Consider the following 12,726-nt stretch of genomic DNA (forward strand, 5'->3'; position numbering starts at 1 on the left):
TTATTTGATCTTAAATAATTCCCTGGTCCCCTGCATATCCGCTATCGCCCCTTTTCGCTGGAGCAGTAAGGTAGCTGCCTGGTGATTGAAACTTCGGAGAAATGTAAGTTTATCGGATGTATCCTGAAATATCCGGTCAATGGAAGAAAGCCTTTCTTCATCACTCATGCGAAGGGAGCCTGCGGTGAGTACAAGAGTAAGATCATCCAGGTTGTCCATGCTTTGAGCAAACAGCACCGCATACACCTGCCCTATATAATCCAGCTCCCCGGCATTCATCAAACCAGAACGCTGAAAATTCTTTATTGAGCGCTTATATTCAGAGACAATATCCTTTTGAGCGGTGATAATGTCTGCAACACGTGCATATTTCCTGACTTCCGGGCTGACCAGCATCAGTCCATCAAGAAAAGTTTCATGAAGTGAAAAATTACCTTGTGATATATTTTTGACAGCGTTGTAGCCACTGGAAATAATCGTATAACCTTTTTTCATATCCCGAAGGATATTTTTCAGCTGACTCAATTTTTCCACGTTAATCAGCAGCTGCTGCGCCTCGGTAGATTGTGCGAGACCGGGTTTGCTAAACAAAATACTGCATAACGTTAGACAGGCTACCAATATTATCTTTCTATTTTTCATACCATCCCTCCATTCTTTTTAGTTCGTCTAATTCCCTCGACCGCTCAGCGCCCAGCTTTATTACTGAGGAGGAAAAACTGAATGCAAAGTTCCTTTTATCTTGCATTCGCTGGTGTAATCCGTCAATCCTCGACAGACGCTCATCATCAGTGAGTTCAAACTTTCCTGAGGTAACGATCAAGAGCAGCGCTTCTAAATCCGCAAGACAATCTGAACGCAATTCAGTTCCTACCAATGCGGCGTAGGCCTTGTGTTGTTCTTCGAGACCAGAAATTTCTGATAAGGCGGCGAGTGTTCTGGATACCTCAATCTGCATCTGCAAAATCTCGGCAACCTTTATATTATTCCTGACTGCAGGGCTGACCAACTTCAACGAGCTAAAAAATGCGCTATGTAAATCAAATTCACCTTTACCGGCATCTTTGATAAAACCCAGCCCGGACTTGCCAATCTCATAACCTTTCCTGAGATAACCTGCATAAAGTTTTAAGGCTGCGACCTGTTCAATCAGATACTTTTGCTGCGTCTTTTTTTGGGAAAACCATTCCGACCAGGTCTGCGCTTTTGCGCTGGAAGTGAAAAACAGCAGCATGCCCAAAACGCCGGAAATAGATTTATTCGATTCCATATAGCTCCTTTAGTTTAGCTACCTCATCCAGGGAGTTTGACCGTTTGATACTTAAATCTATACTGCCGGCATTGAACTGTCTGAGGTCTGCATAATTTTCGTCCATTTTTTTAGCCGCGGCACCAATAATCTCCAGGCGCTTTCCGTCACTCATCTGGGTTTTAAAGGAATTTACTACCAGCAGCACCTGATCCAGGTTTTTGACGCTTTCTTCCAAAATCCCTAGATAAGTCTTCTGCATCTGGTCAAGCTCATCCATGGTGAAATGTTTATCTTTCTGAAAAAGCCCCCATGCCCATTTGTATTCATCGACAATGGCAATCTGCCGCTGGGTGAGGTCCTTCACTCTTTTATAATAAGTAATGGCTGTTTTGACTTTCCATAGTGAGGTGTAGTATTCAATGTAAAGCTCCTTTTGCCGCTCGGTCCAGTCGGCAATCTCGGTCAGTTTAAGCTTTGACAGCTGGTTTTCGAGCACCTTCTGCGCATTTTGCAGCCAGATGGTCTCATTTTGTAACCTTTGCACTTTAAGGTCGACTGCGCGGATGACCTTTTTTACGCCTGCCTTGATCACTTCCAATACCGCCAGCTGCGCATTAGCGCCTTTGGGCAGGCTCACGCAAATGGTCATCGCACTGACCGGAAGAATTACCATATAGTTTTTCATAATCTTTTTGATTTTGGTTGCCAGCGAGCCCAGGATTTTCCCTGGACTTGCTAAGCTGTTTCTGATTTTGGTGCGTGGCCACGCACGGTTAGCTAGAGATCTCATATTTTTTTAGCGCTTATTTCTTAAAGTATTTCCTTTTGCCTACTTCCAGGTAGCCCGAATCGGGGTGGATGGTGATGAGCTTTCCTCTTTTGGTTTCGTTCAGGGATTTCGTTGCCTCATCATACAAGCCTTTCCATTCTTCCTGCTCATACTGCCTTTTGCCTATTTTCCCATTTCGGACTAGGTTAAACCCTGTGCGCCGATGGATGAAGAATAGGTTGCCTTCACCCGGTTCAACAGCAAGCGTATCATCAGCTTTACTGAATTCACCTCCGGCGGAATTGACAAAGGTTCCCGGCAGGAATGACCTCGATTGATCGCTTTGACAGCCGGCGAGCTGTATCAGCGTAACCATGGCTAAAATCAATTGACACTTTTTCATAATATTTTATTTTTATAGGTAAATGGTTTTTTTTCTGATATCATCTGCCAGGCTTGCGATGCCTTTTCGAACGCTTCCCACCTTTTCCGCATACTGATGAACCAAAAGTTTTTCCTTTTCTTCAGTGGTATAGCAGAGGTATTCTTCCAGGCTTACTTCGGTCCGGTAAACCTGGCTATGCTGCCCGCCCAGAGAAATAAATACTTCCTTGTATTTTTTCATGGGGTCATTGTTCCGGTTCATCGAAAGAATCTGGGATTTTTCTTTTTCAGTGAGTCCAAGCAATTCCTGGATATCATCAAACTTATTCTGGTACTTACTTTGATCGAGCAGGATCTTACAGTCCGAGTTATTGATGATGGCCTGCTTTACCACCGGAGAAGAAATGATATCTTCTACTTCCTGGGTCACCACGACCGCTTCCCCAAAGAATTTCCTTACGGTTTTGAATAGGTATTTAATGTATTCTGCCATACCCTCTTTAGCAATAGCTTTCCAGCATTCCTCAATCAGAATCATCTTGCGGACACCTTTGAGCTTTCGCATTTTCGAAATAAACACCTCCATGATAATCAGTGTCACCGCAGGAAAAAGAATCGGATGATCTTTGATGGCATCCAATTCAAACACAATAAATCGCTCAGAAAGCAAATCGAGCTGCGAACTTGCATTCAGCAGGTAATCAAATTCCCCGCCCCGGTAGTAAGGTTTAAGCACATACAGAAAACTATTAATATCGAAATACTGGTCGCGAACCTTATTTTCTTCCAACACCGAAAGATATTCGCCGGCAAGAAATTCATAGAATGAATTGAAGCATGGGAAGATATCCGGATGCTGCTTAAGATGCTGAAAATACAGGGTCAGCCCATTGGAAAAACCAACATATTCTGAGCGGGTAAAGGTCTCCCCTTCTTTTTTGGAAAGCGCCAGCAGCAGCGTTTTGATGCTTTCCTTTTTTTCAGTGTCCAACACGTCCCCGTCAGAAAGATAAAACGGATTAAAGGCAATCGGACTGGCTTCACTATAGCTGAAATAATATCCACCGACCAGGTTACAAAGCCCTTTATAGCTATGCCCTACATCAACCAGCAATACATGGGTGTCTTGTTCATAATAGCTGCGCACCATATGGTTGGTAAAGAAAGACTTACCGGATCCGGATGGACCAAGAATAAACTTGTTTCGATTGGTGGTGAATCCTTTAGAAATCGGCTCATCAGAGATATCCACATGGACGGGCCTGCCCGATAGCCTTTCCCCTAGGCGAACACCAAAGGCTGACCTCGAATCCCGGTTGTGGCTTTCCATATTAAACAGGCAGGTGGCCTGTTCTAAAAAGGTATCGAAAGTATCATTCATCGGAAAGTCTGCCTGATTGCCCGGCAAACCGGCAAACCAGATCTGCGCCTGACCATCTGTTTCGCGTTTGGCCACAGCTTCAATGGCTGCCATCGCAGAAGAAACGCGGTTTTTGATTTCCCTTTGTTCAGACGAATCATCGGACCAGGCCATCACATTGACATGCGATTTTACCGGTAACCTGCCCAATGCCACCGCCTCATTTAAAAAATCATTCACTGCATCCCGTGATATTGAGTTCTCACGGGAATAGCTGGAAAGAGAATGCAAGCGGAGTTTCTTCGCTTCCAGGCGTTTGATGGTCTTCTGCGCATCAGCCAAAAATACATATTGATTTAAGATGTGATTGCCTTTCAAAAGCTGCCCAAGCGGACTCGCAAATCCGACACTAAATTTGGATTTATCTGTTGAATAAGGCTCATAATTAATTCGGCTGCCACAAAAAGCCGGCAAGTCTTCGGTGTCTGCCAGGGTATAGATTTCCAGCTTTTTTTCGCCAACGGAGATCCCATTCTGTAAACTGACATCCCTGATCATTGGCATCTCGCCTTCACCAATTAAAAAACAGTACCGCTCTATAATACCTGGTTTATTGGCTGTTCCTGCCAGCTCGTCATCAGTTAATCTATTAAGCTCAACAAATCCCGAATCCTGCAGTATACGCTCGAACTGTCCGGCTTTGTCTAGAAAATCCGCCATCAAAACCGGATTAATCGTTTGCGGTGGAACCAAAGATTTTCTCAAGATATTGCTCACTGCCGAGGAAGAAGGTTTTCTGCCAGCTGGTTTTTTAGTCAGAAAAACATAGCAGCTGTGCTGGATAGAAGGACGTTCATTGAAAAACCGCTCACTGGCCCTGGAAAGAAAATTTAATCCATTTTTCTCAAAGTCGGCCTTAAACTTTTCAGTTAGAAACCAGTCCTGTTTGTGGAATACACTCTCGGGCGGCAAAACTTTTATTGCCTTTATCCAGGTTTGATGATAGGCCTCATAGTCCCTGTCCGAAAGAGAAAAGATTTCAGGCAAGATTGCTTTAAACCCAATGGTAATGTCGCCGCTATGAGACAGGATGCAGCTGTGTTCTATTTTATAAATGGGCAGGATATTGATGGCCTCTTTCATAAGCTTAGGATTATTGATAATCAGGATATTTGAGTTTAGTAAAGATTCTTCTCGAAGAAAACCGAATGTATTTTGGAAGTCCCTTTTTTGCGAGATATTTCATGAGTCCATGTTCACCAAAACGGTGGCTCAGGCGGAAAGTGGCGATGAATAAAGCACTACCCAAAAGAACAATTAGTGGAAGAATAATTAGCAAACTAAGCCCTGAAATATATAGAATCGCAAAAGACAAGAGCAGCAGTACCAGTCCGATAGCGAGGTAAGCGATATACTGCGCCTTTAATCCTTTAAAGACAATTGGCTTTGATACGCCTTTATTAATCTGATAAATGGTTGCCATAATTCTTAAGTTTTTTATAATCCATTAATTAAAATCGAAAACTTAAGCCCGGCTAAATCCCGAAAAAGGACTTAAGTACAGTAGCGACTACGACCAGAAAGATGCAGCTACCAAACCAGGCCGCAGCGACCTTATTGGTATCGGATTCCCCGGCGTTCCATTTGTTAAAAACCTTAATGGCACCGATAATCCCCACGACAGCGCCAATGGCATACATCAGATCGCATCCGGTATCGAAATACCCTTTTACCTTATTGGTGGCTTCCTGAATTCCGGCATTCCCGTCCTGGGCAAAGCAGGAAACTGAAAAAATATAATTGAGGGTTAGCCATACAAGCGTGAACGTCGTGGTCTTGAACAAGCCAAGTCTTCTGGCGGCTTTGAATGAATTATTTTCCATGATAAAATTCTTTAAGTAAAAAATCAATTGATTAATCCCACATATACTCGAGTTCTTCCAGGGTGACCGCAAATGGAGCATGATCGCGGATAAATTCATTGATCCTGCCGATGTTGGGATTAGACCCGATACGTCCGTATTTCTCGCTGATCATGGCGGCCAGCGCGAAAAAGTCCTGCTTAGTGCCATCCTCTTTTTCTAGGATCCCAAATATTTCTTTCAGCTCCTGAATGACATCAGCCACCAGCCCCAGCTGGTCTGATTTATGATTGTCATCGATACCCAACGAATCATCACCGACAGAAAAACTTAATGCACCCATACTCACCACTTCCAGCCCTTCAGGCATTCTGGACTTGCCCATAATATCCTGCTCCAGAGAATCCGGTTGTTTTTCAGATGATAAAATATCACTTACCGAATCTATTGACGACTTTGAGGAAGCATCTGAAAGAAATGCTATTGCATCTTTACGATAGACCGTCAATAGCAGCCCTAAATACCAGAGTGCACTGAGTACGGCAAAAAAAATGAGGAAACTTGTCCAGGGAAATTGTTGTAACATAAATATGAAGTTTTCCGGCCTGCACCATTGCTGACCTTTGTCGGTACAAATTTTGGGGATTGGCGAAATTTTGGTTCTATACTACGTGGGTACTATCGAACGATTTTTTGGAAACCAGCCTTAGAAACCATATCGTGACCGCTGATCTTCGGGAATCCAGGCATCGCTGTCCTCAATGCGCTTCGATACGAGCTGTTGCATTTCATCGAGGTAACGTGTCTTACTCATAGCTTTTCGTCTTTTGATATCGGCAAAACGCTTGAAGTAGCCGGAAATGTTAACCTGGAAAGCCTGGCCGAAAAACTCCATGAGTTCGGATAGGCTAATCTTGCCTCCGTTGACCTGACCCGTTTCGTATACCCCATAAACCAGCTCGACCATATTCACCGCCTCCCCTGTCCATTTGAGATCTTTAAAAGCATTTCTGTGCACGGCATCTTCACCACCTTTTCGCATTTCAATCTCTTGTTTGAGCGAATCCTGCAATTTTTCGAAGGCGATGAACTTGGAAAAAAGGTAGTCCGCTACAGTCGAAAAAGACGGATCCACATCCGGGACTTCAGCAAACCCAACGAGCTGGCTACTTCCGTTTCTAGTAAAATACCGATCATCCAGATCAGTTGCCCCCAGGCGGTAGTATTGATAGATAAATTCATTCTGTCTGAAAAACCTATCGATGAAAACGAGCTGCGATTCAAGATGAGCGATTTGCTTATCCTTACCCAATAGCGGCATGCTGGTTTCAATTGTGTAGCGTTCGGTGATCAGAATCAACAGTGCATAAATCTGGGGCTTGCCGTTTTTAAAAAAATAGATTTCTTCCTCTTCATCTGAAAAACCGTTCTTCGTGAGTTCGATCTTCAAATGTGCCAGTGCTTTTTGAACGATCGATAAACCGGTTCTAAGTTTCTCCAGTGAATTTTCAATGGAAGTGGTTTCTTCCACTTGAAGCGAAACTTCCGCATACAATTTTTCTGATAGTTTCTTTAAATTCATAACAATACACTTTAGGTTAAAAAATTTAAGCAGCAGTTCATTTAGACATTGAAAAGAAAAGTAAATCGTCACATAACAAAACTGTTTTTCAAGCGTTTAACTTTTGTATCCATTTCCGACAGGACAATATTAGTTCAGTTAAAGCTGTAAAGGTTTGATTTCGATCACAATCGACAGCCCATGAAAAATATTGAAAAAAACGAGGCCGATTTACTCGAAACCTTAGGCTTCATTGTACCCCTCCCCGCACCTTTCCAGCAACGGGTCAATCAGGAAGTCATTGTTGAGAAATTCCAGAGAAAACATGTATTACTGAAACCTGGTGATACCTCACGTAGGCTATACTTTATCCGTAGTGGATTTTTAAGGGCATTTTTCATTGACGAACAAGGTAAAGAGCGTACCACATGGTTTATGGGCAAAGGGGATCTAATGATCTCTGTATATAGCTTTTTCACCCAAAAACCGGCCCACGAATACATTGAAGTCCTCCAGGATTGTAAGCTGCAATCATTAAGCTGGAATGAACTCAATGCCTATTATGCCGATTTCAGGGAAGGTAATCTGCTCGGCAGAATTGTTACCCAGAAATATTATATTCTAAGTGAGGAACGCGCGATATTCTTGCGCACCCAAACACCGGAATCTAGGTATAGGCAGTTGTTGGAACAACATCCCGGTATAGAGCAACAAACAACCATTACCAATATCGCAAGCTATCTGGGAATTACCAGAGAAACCCTTAGCAGGCTCCGGTCTAAAAACGCAAAGATGTGCGTTCAGTCACAAAACTATTCAAATACCGTCCATAACTTTCACTAAGAAAAAGAAAAGATGAAAACAATTGTAAAGATATTAAGCATCATCGTATTGCTTATTTATGGTTGCAAAAAAGAGCAATTGGAATTGCCAAAAGAGAATTTGAATACGCAATTTGCTGCAACTGTTGGACTGGATGAGGCGAGAACTTTTATGGCTTCACTTCCGGAAGATAGCACAAAATCTCTGCAAGGCATAGAAATTAATTGGTCGTTTGCCAAAAACCGAAATGGCAACCTGGTTATCCCACTGAGAGGGCAACCTGTTTATCAAGGTTATAAACAAGGATACAGGGAAATTATTTTTACAAAGAATAAGCTTCAACAACTAGAAGCACATATCCTGGAGATCATTCCAGATGCGACCTACCTTCAAAAAACTATGAGAAGCACTTCCAAAACCTTCACCGGTAGAGTATTCGACTATAATCTAAATTATCAGTTAAAAGGCGGGAGACTTTATAGTGAGGGCAAAATTGTGGGTGAAATTAAAAATCTTTCCGAACGGGAGAAGATTGACTATGCGAACAAAAGCCTTAAAGAAAAAAGCAGTCCATATGGTGTTCAGGGAAAAATTATGAGGGCCATGCTGATAGAATCCTGTACATGGATTCAGAGCAGTTATATTGATGCAGAAGGTGACTTCACAGTCCATTCCGAACGCGTCTGCAGCTATAGTTATGTCGGGAACGACGGCCCAAGCTATTTTAATGATGCGGGCGGAGGTGGAAGTTATACCAATACCAGTAGCGGAGGAGGAGGTGGCGGCACAGGTAGTACCACAATCGCACCTCCACCTCCCCCATCAAACCTACCTGGCGAGAACAACAATAAAGTTGATCCAAAAAAAATGATGGATTGTTTTGCACAGATCACCAGTCCAAATGCAGCTTTTGTTGTACGTGTTTATGTAGTCGAACCCCAACCAGGAACCTCATTTAATGTTGGTGCAAATAGTTTCGGGCACGTTGCAATTTCCCTAACCAAATCAAGTGGGAATACGTCCATAACACAGACCATTGGATTCTACCCTACAGGATCTGGATTTGAAAAATTAAATTCAAAGTCACAAATGCTTGATAATGGCTTAGGAGAATACAACATGAGTGCTACATATTACGTATCAGATGAAAGTTTCCAAAAAGTCATTGATTACGTTGGTAATCCACCACAGAATTATCATTTTACAGACTTTAACTGTTCTGCGTTCGTTTATGGTGCAGGACTGGCTGGTAACATTGGCATACCAGATCCGACCACCCAAATTGGTATTAGCGGTCCTGGAGGTGGTGGATTTGCAAAGACACCTGCAGGAATGGCAAGCGCTTTAAGAGAACAAAAAGTTAAAAATCCGAACTTAGATATCAGTGATGCCGGGGGTAGAATGCCAGAGAGCAAGGGACCTTGTAATTAGAAATAAAATGAAAAAAAGAAAAAAGATGGCATTAACAATACTTCTAGTAATTATTGTTGTTAGCAATTTTCCACCAATATATTATTTCATTGGAGAAAGTTATAGTTATCAAAATAAAGATGGCAGTTTCGTTTTTACTGAACAGTCAAGTACAATCCAGAATTTTGAAATGGCTGAACTTAGATTTGAAAATTTTAAAATTCGTAATCCACAAAACCATAATGATATTCTATTTCGAAAATTCAAACTAAAACCCTGGAAATTTTGGGAATGGTGGAACATGTTTAAAAACTCAGAAAAATATAAGTTACAATACTTTAACTGAATGAGATCGATAAATAATTCTAGGACGAGACACATTTAGGACGATACAATCTCAAAGTGGCCGCGAGTTTCTCCGTAAAGTGGCCACTTTTTTTTACCTAGAAATTTGCATTAACCATTTTCTAAGATAGCATTATATCTAACTTTAAGCTCATTTAAAATGTAATTCGAAAAGCTTTGTATTGTAGGAGATTGTTTTGGTGTAAATCTATTTAAGTCTTTAAAATAGCGCTTGAAAGAAGGATATGTTTAGTTTATCCTCTAGATTCGAAGTGCCAATGTCGATCACAGTAGATCTATTTACAGCTGTTTTCAATCTCGATATTTGCCTTATATCTAGATTGATCCACATATATGATTTGGAATAATCAAATCATGAACTCCAGATATAGTTTTTCTTTAGTAGTGAGCCTGGTCAATTTATTAATTTCAAGACTTTGAAAATTAGAAATCCAGTTGTCCTCTTTGAAACGTAATCAGTTGTCTACTACTATCTTCAATATATCCACTATAGTCTTGCCAATGTTTTTTTTATGCATTACGAGAATTACTTGCAACATTTCTATAGCCCTAAGAGGAATAAATTTGATTAATTATTTTCATTTTGAGAAAGGTCTGATTCAGAAAAATTTCCTAAGATTTCATCAACTAACAGACTCAAACTTTTCACTAAATTTTTATTTTTTAAATCGCATTCCCACACTTCAATGACCTTCCAACCTGCTGCTAGTAATGTATTTTTTGAATTTTGATATCGAGAAATATTGTTGTTAATTTTAGCTAACCACCAATCAGTTCTTGTTTTCGGAACAACATAATATCTACAACCGGAATGACCATGCCAGAAACATCCATGAACAAAAATTGCAGTCTTGTATTTAGTTAAAACAATATCTGGTGTCCCCGCTAAACGCTTTACATGTATTCTAAATCTAAAGCCTAATGAATGAAGGAATTTGCGTACAATTAATTCCGGCTTTGTATTTTTGCTTTTTATTCTGCTCATGTTATATGAGCGAACTTGCTTACTATGAACATCAGACATTCATTAAGAACGCTATTTGCTAAGTTTTGTTCTGATAATTAAATTTTATTCAACCAGTCAGAATTCACAGTTATCTTCTCTATAAGTTCAGTCCTCACTCCCAAATTAAATTCCCTCAACTTTTCGCAAAATAAATCGCCATCGATTAAATCTATAGGAGGGGCTCCGTCTCTCGTTGCTTCTTTCACACCCTCTCTGGTAAAGTTACCTGTTGTTATAAATAGTCCTTTATCCGCCCTTCCTTGCATTGCACCCCGAAAATCTCTAATATCTCCGCTTCCTACCGAGCCCTTATATCTTTTGCATTGAAAAAACACATGGAAACTAAGAAAACCATTAATTCTAGCTATACCCTTACCATCTATTCCTCCGTCTCCTGACTTACCTTTAACTTCAACTTGGATAAATCCACTTTCTCTCAGAACTCTTTGACATAAGCGTTCGAATGTTGAAGGTGCTATCTTTAATAATACTAAAATCAATCGCTCTTTCCAACCCAGTTCTATTTCTACTTCATCTTCAATTTGTTCGTCTTGAGAATAATTATTTGAATTGGAGTTCGTATCCGCTTTTGGAATTTTAAGAGTATTTTCTCTGACAAATCGAACTATTTTCTCTGAATCTAATTGAGTTGTATTAATTTCACTATCAATTAAGGACCAAATTCCACGTGAAGAATTTTCTATTAATCCATATTTTTTTAAATAGGTTCTTGCCCAGGCTAATCGATATTCAACTTTTGATTGTACACCTGCTTCATTATGAGGAACTGATAAAGTTTGTTCATCTAAACTCATTATCTCATACACCGTCTCATTTATTTCTTCTATAGAACCAGAACCTCCCAAAACTTTTAATGCTTCTATGATTGGTATTAGCATCTTATTATGTGTCGGCACATCATACTTTTTTCTTCTTCCCATATTTTATAAAAGCAATCAAGTAAGCTAAACAGAGAAATTGAATTTGTATACTCCCTCACCTAGTAGAGATACGGTGACGTCAGTCCTTCCGTAACGTTCTAGATGATGCCTTCTAACTGGTTGCCCTAAAGGCACACCTATTCGCATTCTTACATACTCACCGAGTTGAGATTTAATGGGAAAGGAGCTTATCTGTTTAGGATATATCACTCCATCAATTGGCTGCGAACCTTCCAACAACCCCTCCATTGTTATGCCATCATCCCATATAATTTCAATGGCATCATTATGCCTTTGCAGCCTACCTCTGGAATCTACACTTTGTGGGTTTATCTGTTTAGGTGGAAATAGATGAGGGTAATCTTTTATATGATTTGTTCTAATTGGAATATAGGCATCATTGAGAGTGGTATGGTTGCTAGGGTTTTGTCCCCAATTCAGTCCTGCAGCATTTTGAACTTCATTATCTTTTCCAAGAAGTGTCATATTACAATATTCCAAGTTAATTGTTTTTTCAACAACCCTATCACTTCCGACTTCTAAGCAAGAAACAGAATTATTTAAAACCTTCTGAATATATGCGTTTAGCGGTCTAAAAGTATCAAATGTTGTTTCTGCTAAAACCTCTCTAAATGGAGTCGTCAATCCGTTAGTAGAAAAATTAGCGGAACCAATTAATGCATGAATGATCTCACCGCTTTTTCTCCAAGCGTAACATTTGGAATGAACAGGCAGTTGAGAATAGAATATATTTACGTTATCGACCTTATTTTGTATAGATATTAATGAATTATGTAGCGTAGGCATAATTCCCTCTGAACCATACATACCGTATATCACGGTTGTGTTAAAAGGTAGTTGCTCAAGTCTTGCAACAGGACTAGGGCCCAAATATCCCGAAAGGACAATTAGTTCATCAGAATTGTGTATTTGGTGTCTGTGAAAAATTAATTCTTCTAAATCTTGGTTATAGAGCATGTTAATGTTTAGATA

Annotated in this window: 15 protein-coding genes; 3 read left to right on the plus strand and 12 right to left on the minus strand. The window is 40.5% G+C overall.

Annotation, left to right across the window (positions count from 1 at the left end; all coding sequences use genetic code 11):
• The 9 genes from R2Q70_RS19325 to R2Q70_RS19365 all read right to left on the minus strand — a co-directional run bounded on the left by R2Q70_RS19325 (nucleotide 1) and on the right by R2Q70_RS19365 (nucleotide 7,209).
• Complete coding sequence (locus R2Q70_RS19325; protein ID WP_316809189.1) at nucleotides 1-642, minus strand: TerB family tellurite resistance protein; 642 nt, start codon at nucleotides 640-642, stop codon at nucleotides 1-3.
• Complete coding sequence (locus tag R2Q70_RS19330) at nucleotides 632-1,270, minus strand: hypothetical protein (RefSeq protein ID WP_316809190.1); 639 nt, start codon at nucleotides 1,268-1,270, stop codon at nucleotides 632-634. The genes R2Q70_RS19325 and R2Q70_RS19330 overlap by 11 nt, the downstream gene beginning before the upstream one ends.
• Nucleotides 1,257-1,937: a conjugal transfer protein TraI gene (locus R2Q70_RS19335; protein ID WP_316809244.1), complete on the minus strand. Its 681-nt coding sequence runs from the start codon at nucleotides 1,935-1,937 to the stop codon at nucleotides 1,257-1,259. Before R2Q70_RS19335 ends, R2Q70_RS19330 begins: the two co-directional genes overlap by 14 nt.
• A gap of 118 nt (nucleotides 1,938-2,055) precedes the next feature.
• Nucleotides 2,056-2,424 carry a hypothetical protein gene (locus tag R2Q70_RS19340; RefSeq protein WP_316809191.1) on the minus strand — a complete coding sequence of 123 codons (369 nt, stop codon included), beginning with the start codon at nucleotides 2,422-2,424 and terminating at the stop codon, nucleotides 2,056-2,058.
• A 12-nt stretch (nucleotides 2,425-2,436) separates the two neighbouring features.
• The gene (locus R2Q70_RS19345; protein WP_316809192.1) at nucleotides 2,437-4,908 is read right to left on the minus strand and encodes a TraG family conjugative transposon ATPase; all 2,472 of its coding nucleotides are present in this window, start codon (nucleotides 4,906-4,908) and stop codon (nucleotides 2,437-2,439) included.
• Between the two features lie 10 nt (nucleotides 4,909-4,918).
• Nucleotides 4,919-5,248: a DUF4133 domain-containing protein gene (locus tag R2Q70_RS19350; RefSeq protein WP_316809193.1), complete on the minus strand. Its 330-nt coding sequence runs from the start codon at nucleotides 5,246-5,248 to the stop codon at nucleotides 4,919-4,921.
• 52 nt (nucleotides 5,249-5,300) lie between these two features.
• Nucleotides 5,301-5,648 (minus strand): DUF4134 domain-containing protein, encoded by a 348-nt coding sequence (locus R2Q70_RS19355; RefSeq protein ID WP_316809194.1) that lies wholly within the window; start codon nucleotides 5,646-5,648, stop codon nucleotides 5,301-5,303.
• Nucleotides 5,649-5,679: 31 nt separating this feature from the next.
• Nucleotides 5,680-6,213, minus strand: coding sequence for a hypothetical protein (locus R2Q70_RS19360; protein WP_316809195.1), 534 nt, complete (start codon nucleotides 6,211-6,213; stop codon nucleotides 5,680-5,682).
• A gap of 120 nt (nucleotides 6,214-6,333) precedes the next feature.
• The gene (locus tag R2Q70_RS19365; protein WP_316809196.1) at nucleotides 6,334-7,209 is read right to left on the minus strand and encodes an RteC domain-containing protein; all 876 of its coding nucleotides are present in this window, start codon (nucleotides 7,207-7,209) and stop codon (nucleotides 6,334-6,336) included.
• 180 nt (nucleotides 7,210-7,389) lie between these two features.
• Between R2Q70_RS19365 and R2Q70_RS19370 the strand changes: the two genes are divergently transcribed.
• The 3 genes from R2Q70_RS19370 to R2Q70_RS19380 are packed head-to-tail and all read left to right on the plus strand — an operon-like array spanning nucleotide 7,390 to nucleotide 9,766.
• Nucleotides 7,390-8,031 carry a Crp/Fnr family transcriptional regulator gene (locus tag R2Q70_RS19370; RefSeq protein ID WP_316809197.1) on the plus strand — a complete coding sequence of 214 codons (642 nt, stop codon included), beginning with the start codon at nucleotides 7,390-7,392 and terminating at the stop codon, nucleotides 8,029-8,031.
• Between the two features lie 12 nt (nucleotides 8,032-8,043).
• Complete coding sequence (locus R2Q70_RS19375) at nucleotides 8,044-9,441, plus strand: hypothetical protein (protein ID WP_316809198.1); 1,398 nt, start codon at nucleotides 8,044-8,046, stop codon at nucleotides 9,439-9,441.
• A gap of 7 nt (nucleotides 9,442-9,448) precedes the next feature.
• Nucleotides 9,449-9,766: a hypothetical protein gene (locus R2Q70_RS19380; protein WP_316809199.1), complete on the plus strand. Its 318-nt coding sequence runs from the start codon at nucleotides 9,449-9,451 to the stop codon at nucleotides 9,764-9,766.
• Nucleotides 9,767-10,354: 588 nt separating this feature from the next.
• On the opposite strand, the gene R2Q70_RS19385 is transcribed toward R2Q70_RS19380, so the two are convergent.
• Genes R2Q70_RS19385 through R2Q70_RS19395 form a run of 3 tightly spaced genes read right to left on the minus strand, consistent with a single transcriptional unit; the run spans nucleotide 10,355 to nucleotide 12,711 of the window.
• The gene (locus R2Q70_RS19385) at nucleotides 10,355-10,810 is read right to left on the minus strand and encodes a very short patch repair endonuclease (protein ID WP_316809200.1); all 456 of its coding nucleotides are present in this window, start codon (nucleotides 10,808-10,810) and stop codon (nucleotides 10,355-10,357) included.
• A 38-nt stretch (nucleotides 10,811-10,848) separates the two neighbouring features.
• Nucleotides 10,849-11,733 carry a restriction endonuclease gene (locus tag R2Q70_RS19390; protein WP_316809201.1) on the minus strand — a complete coding sequence of 295 codons (885 nt, stop codon included), beginning with the start codon at nucleotides 11,731-11,733 and terminating at the stop codon, nucleotides 10,849-10,851.
• Nucleotides 11,734-11,757: 24 nt separating this feature from the next.
• Nucleotides 11,758-12,711 (minus strand): restriction endonuclease PLD domain-containing protein, encoded by a 954-nt coding sequence (locus R2Q70_RS19395; RefSeq protein ID WP_316809202.1) that lies wholly within the window; start codon nucleotides 12,709-12,711, stop codon nucleotides 11,758-11,760.
• Between the last annotated feature and the right edge of the window lie 15 nt (nucleotides 12,712-12,726).

The sequence above is a fragment of the Pedobacter agri genome (genome assembly GCF_032678665.1).
GTDB lineage: Bacteria > Bacteroidota > Bacteroidia > Sphingobacteriales > Sphingobacteriaceae > Pedobacter > Pedobacter agri_A.

Excerpts from the sequence above, each read along its gene's own strand:
- R2Q70_RS19385 (WP_316809200.1), bottom strand. The coding sequence starts at position 10,810 with ATGTCTGATGTTCATAGTAAGCAAGTTCGCTCATATAACATGAGCAGA.
- R2Q70_RS19365 (WP_316809196.1), bottom strand. The coding sequence starts at position 7,209 with ATGAATTTAAAGAAACTATCAGAAAAATTGTATGCGGAAGTTTCGCTT.
- R2Q70_RS19340 (WP_316809191.1), bottom strand. The coding sequence starts at position 2,424 with ATGAAAAAGTGTCAATTGATTTTAGCCATGGTTACGCTGATACAGCTC.
- R2Q70_RS19375 (WP_316809198.1), top strand. The coding sequence starts at position 8,044 with ATGAAAACAATTGTAAAGATATTAAGCATCATCGTATTGCTTATTTAT.
- R2Q70_RS19390 (WP_316809201.1), bottom strand. The coding sequence starts at position 11,733 with ATGGGAAGAAGAAAAAAGTATGATGTGCCGACACATAATAAGATGCTA.
- R2Q70_RS19360 (WP_316809195.1), bottom strand. The coding sequence starts at position 6,213 with ATGTTACAACAATTTCCCTGGACAAGTTTCCTCATTTTTTTTGCCGTA.
- R2Q70_RS19380 (WP_316809199.1), top strand. The coding sequence starts at position 9,449 with ATGAAAAAAAGAAAAAAGATGGCATTAACAATACTTCTAGTAATTATT.
- R2Q70_RS19395 (WP_316809202.1), bottom strand. The coding sequence starts at position 12,711 with ATGCTCTATAACCAAGATTTAGAAGAATTAATTTTTCACAGACACCAA.
- R2Q70_RS19345 (WP_316809192.1), bottom strand. The coding sequence starts at position 4,908 with ATGAAAGAGGCCATCAATATCCTGCCCATTTATAAAATAGAACACAGC.
- R2Q70_RS19355 (WP_316809194.1), bottom strand. The coding sequence starts at position 5,648 with ATGGAAAATAATTCATTCAAAGCCGCCAGAAGACTTGGCTTGTTCAAG.
- R2Q70_RS19370 (WP_316809197.1), top strand. The coding sequence starts at position 7,390 with ATGAAAAATATTGAAAAAAACGAGGCCGATTTACTCGAAACCTTAGGC.
- R2Q70_RS19330 (WP_316809190.1), bottom strand. The coding sequence starts at position 1,270 with ATGGAATCGAATAAATCTATTTCCGGCGTTTTGGGCATGCTGCTGTTT.
- R2Q70_RS19325 (WP_316809189.1), bottom strand. The coding sequence starts at position 642 with ATGAAAAATAGAAAGATAATATTGGTAGCCTGTCTAACGTTATGCAGT.
- R2Q70_RS19350 (WP_316809193.1), bottom strand. The coding sequence starts at position 5,248 with ATGGCAACCATTTATCAGATTAATAAAGGCGTATCAAAGCCAATTGTC.
- R2Q70_RS19335 (WP_316809244.1), bottom strand. The coding sequence starts at position 1,937 with ATGAAAAACTATATGGTAATTCTTCCGGTCAGTGCGATGACCATTTGC.